Consider the following 7,011-nt stretch of genomic DNA (forward strand, 5'->3'; position numbering starts at 1 on the left):
CAAAATAAATGGGCGGAAATATCCCATCATTTCTATTTTCAAGATAGGATAAAAACTTTTCTAAAGAAGATAAAAATAGATGTAGATTGTTGCCTTTTCCATCAATTAACACATAACCCAATATGTTTTTATCTATATCAAAATTATTAATATCAATTGCCCCTTGAGGTGCAATATATTGACTCCATAAGGGACCATGCGTTTTTATATCTTTTTTTATAAAAGGCTTTCTGAAATTATGAATTATGGTTTTTCTAATTTTTATTGCTTTATTTCTCTTAATGTTAATGCCAAAACAGTGGCTATATGTCGAAAATAATGTGTTCATGTCAATATCCTCAAACCTTAAGTACATAACCACAAGGGAATTGCATCAAAGCAGGCATAATGTTTACTCTATTGATCATGATTTCAATTATGATTAGTAAATACTATCTATGCAATAGATAAAAATTTACCTCGACAGTTTTAACTATTGATAATAGGCAGCATTATTTTTTATTTTATTTCTACAACACGCGTTATTCATTTTAGCCATTCACAAAATGCCAAAATGATCTATAGTAACGAGTAAATTATGATAATATTAACCTTATAAAAACTTAATGTAGGAAAAGCAAGATTATGATTCCTAATGTCTCAAAAGCACTCAGTTGGTTAGAAAAACACTATACCATTTTGCAAGGTATTCAACGAGGTCTTGAACGTGAAACTTTACGCATTTTGCCTGATGGATCATTGTCAAAAACGTCATTTCCGCCAAAAATTGGGGCAGCATTAACTCATCCGTGGATAACGACTGATTTTGCCGAATCAATGTTAGAGTTTATTACCCCCGTTAATAGCAATATTGACTATATGTTGACATTTTTGCGCGATTTGCATCGTTATGCTAGTGTAAATATCGGTGATGAAATGATATGGCCTTTAAGCATGCCTTGTTTTGTTGCTAATGAAGAAGATATTATTCTTGCGCAATATGGTACCTCAAATGAAGGACGCTTTAAAACAGTTTACCGAGAAGGGTTAAAAAACCGTTATGGTGCAATGATGCAGACAATTTCGGGGGTTCATTATAATTTTTCATTGCCCACTGCATTTTGGCAAGCAAGAGATGGAGTAAAAAATACCGAAGAAGGTAAAGCGGTCATTTCGGAGGGCTATTTTACGCTAATTCGCAATTATTATCGTTTCGGTTGGGTTATTCCTTATTTATTTGGTGCATCGCCATCGATGTGTTCTTCATTTATTCAAGATCTACAAAAAGCTAAAGCATTTATTGAGCAGACTAATGGAAACTGTTATTTACCTTATGCAACCTCATTAAGATTAAGTGACATTGGGTATACAAATAATGCACAAAAACAGCTTGGTATTACGTTTAATCATTTAGATACCTATGTTGAAGGCCTAAAACGTGCAACTCATACCAAGTCAGCAGAATTTGCTAAGTTAGGTATTAAGGTTGATGGCCACTATCGCCAATTAAATGACAATGTTTTACAAATTGAAAATGAGTTTTATGCACCAATTAGACCTAAACGAGTACCAATGGCAGGGGAGTCACCGTCAGATGCTCTTTTGCGTGGTGGTATTGAGTATATTGAAGTGCGAGCATTAGATGTTAATCCTTTTTCACCGGTGGGTATTACCGAAGAGCAAATACGCTTTATTGATCTTTTTTTAATTTGGTGTGCATTAGCACCTGCTCCTGAAATGAGTAGCCAAGAGCTTGAATGTGCTAAACTAAATTGGAATAGAGTCATTATGGAGGGTCGAAAACCAGGACTTGAAATCGGTATGGGTTGTGATAGCTATCGAGAGCCTTTGGCTAAAGTTGGGCATGAATTATTTAAAGACTTATTACGTGTTGCTGATGTTTTAGATCATCAAGACGATGAAAAAAACTATCGCACTGTCTGCGAGCATTTAGACTTAATGTTTGATCAACCTGAATTAACTTTATCAGCAAGAACATTGCAAGCAATAAGTGATTTAGGTACGGAAAAATTTGGTTTAGCTTTAGCAAGTCAATATAGAAAACAGCTTATTGCTGAGCCTTTAGCATTATTAACTGATGGTGATTTTGTTCAACAACGTAATTTATCTATTGAAAAACAGAACAAAAAAGAGCAGAGTGATACTTTATCTTTTGATGAATATTTGCAGAATAAGTTGAACGGAAAAGATGTTTAAAAAACGACATTATACATTACGATATCAGGCAAGTAATGAAGTTGAGTTAATCTTGCCTAATCAACCAATCATAGTAAATAAGCCGTTAATCGATCAAACTTCCTTTTCGGTTTTAGTTTGGAATATTTTTAAACAAAAAAAAGCTGACTGTATCGATATTCTTAAACGACATGCTGATAAAACTAAACTGATTTTATTACAAGAAGCTCAAACCACATCACCGTTACTTAATTTTATTTCACAACATAATAAAATTGCCGATCATGTTCCAGCATATTGTTTTAATGATATTTATGCTGGCGTAATGACAATTTCAGATGTATTGCCAGCTTCTCTTTTTTCTTTCAGAGAAAGAGAGCCATTAATTCGTGTCCCTAAATCTGCTTTAATTACTATTTATCCTATCAACAATTCTAAAAAGCAATTATTAGTTGCGAATATTCATGCTATAAATTTCAGTATTGGTGTAAAAGTCTACCGTCAACAAATACGTATGCTATTAATTCGAATAAAAGCGCATAACGGTCCAGTTATTTTAGCTGGGGATTTTAATGCATGGAGCAAGCAGCGACTAAATTTGTTGTATCATCTCGTGCGCTCAATTGAGCTTAAGCCTGTTAATTTTTCATTGGATATTCGAAAAACATTTATGGGAAGACCGCTTGATTTTGTTTTTTATCGAGGATTACAACTTAATGCTGCTGAAATCATTAGTACAACAACTTCAGATCATAATCCTCTATTAGTCAATTTTAGATTGGATTTGCATTAGCAAGATTAATTGTTAAGATATCGCCTTCTTGTACTTTAGAATTCTTGAGATTATTCCACTGCAATATATCGGTAATCTTTACACGATAACTTTGAGCGATAGAGTAAAGGCTATCACCTGCTTTGACAAGATAGGCAATCTTTTTCACATTTCTAGAAAAACTCTCTTTACGTGCAATACTATTGTTTTGCATAAAACCTGATCTAAATTCAAATGGCATATTAGTACGAGGAGTATCTTGTAGAAGTTCTGTAATCTCATTGACAACAAGGTTATCTGCTTGCAATTTCTTAAATAAATCTGCCGCATGAGCATAAGGAACAAGCAAATGGAAAGGACCATTTACTGTTTGTTGCACATACCCTGCATTATATGTTGTTAACTCATCAAGCGATAACTTAGAGTATTTAGCAATTTTAGCTAATGAAATATTTTTAGATATATCAATTCTAACAAGTGAGTTTTCATAATTACAATCAGGTAATTTAATTCCATATCGTTTATTATTCTTAACAATATCAATAATTGCCAAAATTTTAGGAACATAATGCATAGTTTCTGTCGGCAATTCTAGTGACCAATAATTAGTTGGTAAACCTTTAGCCTGATTTTTTTCAATGGCTCTTCTTACTCGACCTTCACCTGCATTATAAGCCGCCAAAGTTAATAACCAATCACCGTTAAAGCGGTTATTTAAGTTTTGTAACAAAGAAATAGCCGAGTTAGTGGATGCAATAAGATCTCGACGAGCATCAAATGAACTACTTTGTTGTAGCCCGTATTCTTTAGCTGTAATTGGAACAAATTGCCATAGTCCCGCTGCTTGTGCTGATGATGTTGCAAGTGGGTCATAAGCACTTTCAATAAGAGGAATTAAAGCTAGTTCAGCAGGTAGATTATTTTTACGAAGTTGATTTATTATGTAATAGACATAAGGCTCTGAACGTGAGGCAATCGTTTCAAATCCTTTAGGATTACGTAATAATCGTTCTCTCTCTGCATTAACGCGACTATTTTCTGGAATATATGCGTCAATCTGATTAAGCATATATTGCCATGGATTTTGCGTGATAGATGCATAATTACGAGAACTATTTATATTATTAGCTGTGTTTCTGGAATACTTTATTTTAACTATAGGATTATATCGCGGTCCATTATGTTGACATGCGATTAAAAACAAACATAACGCTGTAAATATTAATAACTTTTTCATTGGTTCGTAAGTTTTCATCTAAATTGAGTTAAATATTATACCTAAAAAATGTCTTTTTGGCTCCTAAAAAAAACAAACAAATCTAATTCATTGTTAAAATTGAATTTATTTTGCAATTGATTTTCATGGCATCGCAAAAATAAATTAATTTGTTTTTCTTTAGATAAAATAGACGGTAATGTTTGCGATTGTTTTGAAATCGAATTTAAGTAGCTTTTGATGTTTTCATCATCGGTTAGCATTTGAGAGGCAAATGCTAAATTGGATAGAGTATATTCATGCCCTGCACAAACTAAAGTATCATTAGGTAGTTTTTTTAAATGATTTAGCGAATCTAACATTTGCTGATAAGTACCTTCAAAAATTCTACCGCAACCCGCTGAAAATAAAGTATCTCCAGAAAACAAAAAAGGCTTACAGTAATATACTAAATGACCAAGCGTATGCCCTGGTACAGCAATGACAGTAAAATTAAAATCACCAATACAAACGCTGTTTTGATTAATAAGATAATTAATTGGTAAATCAATTTCTCTAGGACCGTAGACTTCAATATTTTGATATTGATTTTTTAATTCATATACCCCACCAGTGTGATCGTTATGGTGATGAGTAAGTAAAATTCCAAGGGGTAATAATTGATGTTTATTAATATAATTAATCACAGGTTCAGCTTCGGCAGGATCTATAATCACAGCTTGATTATTAGGATTAGTTAGAATCCAAATATAATTGTCTTTTAAGGATTTAATACTATGTAATTGATACATATTACGTTTATACCATTAGTTATTTTTCTAAAGCAAGTTAATTTATATTTGTTGAATAACACTATTTTATAAGTTAATTATCTACAGATTGTTCAAATATCATATCTTGTAAAGTAGGGGATTGAGCTTGTGTTTTAGCTATAATGTCACAACGTTCATTTTCAATATGCCCTGCATGACCTTTGACCCAAATCCACTCAATTTTATGAGGTTGCACTAATTCATCAAGCCTTTTCCATAAGTCGACATTCTTTACGGGTTTTTTGTTGGCTGTTTTCCAGCCATTTTTTTTCCAGCCATTTATCCAATTGATAATACCATTACGCAAATATTGGCTATCAGAATATAGTTCAATTTGACAGGGATGTTTTAATTTTTCTAAAGCAACAATCGCAGCTAATAATTCCATACGATTATTCGTTGTTTTAAAAAAACCTTCTGATAATATTTTTTCAGTTTCTTTATATTTTAAAATAGCTGCATAACCACCAGGACCTGGATTACCAAGGCAAGAACCATCTGTATATATTTCTATCTTTTTTAGCATGTTCTGATTTCTTTTCTCAATATTGTTGATCAAATTTGTTGTTTTAGTTAAATTTTTTATTCCAATTGAAAGAATGCAATAATTGGGCTTTATTCTATTTGTTGATTTCCCCCCACAAATTTAACCATTTGACCTTATTTTGTTTATCAAGTATCAGGTATCAACATTAAAGGGTTTTGGTGTTAGACTATACCATTAAAAACGTTTTTCCCCAATTACTGATATAAAAGAGAAGAAAGTGATACATAATCCTACACGCCAAATCGTATTAGATACAGAAACAACAGGTATGAATCAAGAGGGTAATAATCATTATGAAGGTCATAAGATTATTGAAATAGGTGCCGTTGAAGTCATAAATCGCCGATTAACGGGTAATCATTTCCATGTTTATATTAACCCAGAACGTTTGATTGATCAGGAAGCTTTTAAAGTCCACGGTATAAGTGATGAATTTGTTAAAGATAAACCTATTTTTAAAAATATTGCCCACGATTTTATTAAATTTATTGATGGTGCCGAATTAGTCATTCACAATGCCTCGTTTGATGTAGGCTTTATGGATTATGAATTTCGTCTTTGTGGGCTAGATTTTAAAACTGCTGATCATTGTCTTGTCACTGATACCCTGTCCATGGCAAGGCGCCTATTTCCAGGTAAACGTAACAACTTAGATGTATTATGTGAACGCTATCAGATCGATAATTCTCATCGAACATTGCATGGTGCTTTACTAGATGCCGAAATTCTAGCTGAAGTTTATTTAGCTATGACAGGGGGGCAAACGACGTTATCTTTTAGTTCAGAAGACAATAATTTATCTTCATCTGAACCTAATGCAATAAAAAGAGTAGAGCGTAGTGGTGTTCCTTTAAAAGTCATTAAAGCAACAGAATATGAACTTTCCGAACATGAGGCAGTTTTGAAGAAAATTGATAAAAAATGTGGCGGTGCATTATGGAATTCGTTGCAATGATTGTTTTGTATTCAATTAAATTTCAATTTAAAATTTTTTATTGACGAGACTAAAAATAATCTTTAATATTGCACCTAATTTAGATGTTCTTCATCTAAGTGACTAAAAAGCGGAGCGGTAGTTCAGTTGGTTAGAATACCTGCCTGTCACGCAGGGGGTCGCGGGTTCGAGCCCCGTCCGTTCCGCCAATTCCATACAGTAGTTATACCAATCAAATTTTCCATTATAGTCTAATGACCTCTACGAATATGCTAATAATTTTTGTCAAAAGTTGCCATGCTTATTGTGTTTTCTAATTTTTAAAATTAACTTTCATCCAATTATATTGAAAAATAAAAAATCCGCGTTATTTCCGTCAAAAATTTCAGGTAGATGTGAGTGTTAGTATAAAATTATTGCCCAGCCTATATATAATTTGCTAAATTTTATTTAAAATTTTTTAAGCAAACTTGGCTATCTAAGTGAGCGATAAGCTAATCAATGTCTAAAATCTAAACTGCACCTCTTGTAATGTAAAATGATTTTCTACAATTA

Annotated in this window: 7 protein-coding genes and 1 tRNA gene; 4 read left to right on the forward strand and 4 right to left on the reverse strand. The window is 32.5% G+C overall.

What is annotated here, in order from left to right; genetic code table 11:
- On the reverse strand, positions 1–328 hold a 328-nt coding region (locus A9G30_RS09600), incomplete at its 3' end, for a hypothetical protein (protein ID WP_141672069.1).
- Between the two features lie 296 nt (positions 329–624).
- Here A9G30_RS09600 and gshA point away from each other — a divergent pair.
- Together gshA and A9G30_RS09610 are read left to right on the forward strand one after the other, a co-directional pair.
- Complete coding sequence (gene gshA, locus A9G30_RS09605; RefSeq protein ID WP_065588807.1) at positions 625–2,196, forward strand: glutamate--cysteine ligase; 1,572 nt, start codon at positions 625–627, stop codon at positions 2,194–2,196.
- Complete coding sequence (locus tag A9G30_RS09610) at positions 2,189–2,968, forward strand: endonuclease/exonuclease/phosphatase family protein (RefSeq protein ID WP_065588808.1); 780 nt, start codon at positions 2,189–2,191, stop codon at positions 2,966–2,968. Before gshA ends, A9G30_RS09610 begins: the two co-directional genes overlap by 8 nt.
- On the opposite strand, the gene A9G30_RS09615 is transcribed toward A9G30_RS09610, so the two are convergent.
- The 3 genes from A9G30_RS09615 to rnhA all read right to left on the reverse strand — a co-directional run bounded on the left by A9G30_RS09615 (position 2,949) and on the right by rnhA (position 5,501).
- Positions 2,949–4,016, reverse strand: a complete 1,068-nt coding sequence (locus tag A9G30_RS09615; RefSeq protein WP_176700890.1) for a transglycosylase SLT domain-containing protein — start codon at positions 4,014–4,016, stop codon at positions 2,949–2,951. The genes A9G30_RS09610 and A9G30_RS09615 overlap by 20 nt on opposite strands.
- 209 nt (positions 4,017–4,225) lie before the next feature.
- Positions 4,226–4,954 carry a hydroxyacylglutathione hydrolase gene (gene gloB, locus A9G30_RS09620; RefSeq protein ID WP_065588810.1) on the reverse strand — a complete coding sequence of 243 codons (729 nt, stop codon included), beginning with the start codon at positions 4,952–4,954 and terminating at the stop codon, positions 4,226–4,228.
- 73 nt (positions 4,955–5,027) lie between these two features.
- Positions 5,028–5,501, reverse strand: a complete 474-nt coding sequence (rnhA, locus tag A9G30_RS09625; protein ID WP_065588811.1) for a ribonuclease HI — start codon at positions 5,499–5,501, stop codon at positions 5,028–5,030.
- Positions 5,502–5,739: 238 nt separating this feature from the next.
- On the opposite strand from rnhA, the gene dnaQ reads away from it, so the two are divergent.
- Both dnaQ and A9G30_RS09635 read left to right on the forward strand, forming a co-directional pair.
- Positions 5,740–6,477 carry a DNA polymerase III subunit epsilon gene (gene dnaQ, locus A9G30_RS09630; protein ID WP_081295793.1) on the forward strand — a complete coding sequence of 246 codons (738 nt, stop codon included), beginning with the start codon at positions 5,740–5,742 and terminating at the stop codon, positions 6,475–6,477.
- Positions 6,478–6,588: 111 nt separating this feature from the next.
- Positions 6,589–6,665, forward strand: a tRNA-Asp gene (locus tag A9G30_RS09635).
- The last annotated feature ends 346 nt before the right edge of the window (positions 6,666–7,011 follow it).

The sequence above is a fragment of the Gilliamella sp. Fer4-1 genome, from assembly GCF_001690515.1.
Taxonomy (GTDB): Bacteria; Pseudomonadota; Gammaproteobacteria; order Enterobacterales; family Orbaceae; genus Gilliamella; species Gilliamella apicola_C.